The organism is Streptomyces beijiangensis, assembly GCF_017315755.1.
GTDB lineage: Bacteria > Actinomycetota > Actinomycetes > Streptomycetales > Streptomycetaceae > Streptomyces > Streptomyces beijiangensis.
Genome location: NZ_JAFLRJ010001177.1, coordinates 1 through 733, shown reverse-complemented (window position 1 = coordinate 733; position 733 = coordinate 1). Strand labels below are relative to the sequence as shown.

The 733-nt window shown below is 67.3% G+C and carries 1 protein-coding gene; it reads left to right on the top strand.

Annotated features, from left to right (window positions below; translation table 11 throughout):
• On the top strand, positions 1 to 733 hold a 733-nt coding region (locus J0695_RS41075; protein ID WP_206969897.1), incomplete at both ends, for an MFS transporter.

The window sequence follows — 733 nt, the reverse complement described above, 5'->3', positions numbered from 1 at the left end:
CGTGGTCGCCGGCATGGCGCAGAACCCCGGCATGCTGATCACGGCCCGGGTCATCCAGGGTCTGGGCGCCGGTGGTCTGACCGCGCTGGCCCAGATCATCATGGCCGCGATGATCTCCCCCCGGGAGCGCGGCCGTTACTCCGGCTACCTGGGCGCGACCTTCGCCGTCGCGACCGTGGGCGGCCCGCTGGTCGGCGGTGTGATCACCGACGCTTCGTGGCTCGGCTGGCGCTGGTGCCTGTACGTCGGTGTGCCGTTCGCGCTGATCGCCCTGTTCGTGCTGCAGAAGACCCTGAAGCTGCCGGAGACCAAGCGCAAGGTGAAGGTCGACTGGGCCGGCGCCTTCTTCATCACCGCTGCCGTCAGCCTGCTGCTGGTCTGGGTCACCTTCGCCGACGACAAGTTCGCCTGGGTGTCCTGGCAGACGTACGCGATGGTCGGCGGCTCGCTGCTGCTCGCCCTGGTCTTCCTGTTCGTCGAGACGAAGGCCGCCGAGCCGATCATCCCGCTGCGGCTGTTCCGCAACCGCACCATCACGCTGGCCTCGGTCGCCTCGCTGTTCGTCGGTATCGCGATGTTCGCCGTCACCTTCTCCTTCATCCCGTGCTTCCAGCTGGCCCGGAACGAGTCCCCGACCATGTCGGGTGTCCTGACCATCCCGATGATCGGCGGTCTGTTCGTCTCCTCGACCGTCTCCGGTCAGATCATCACCAAGACCGGCAAGTGGAAGGCC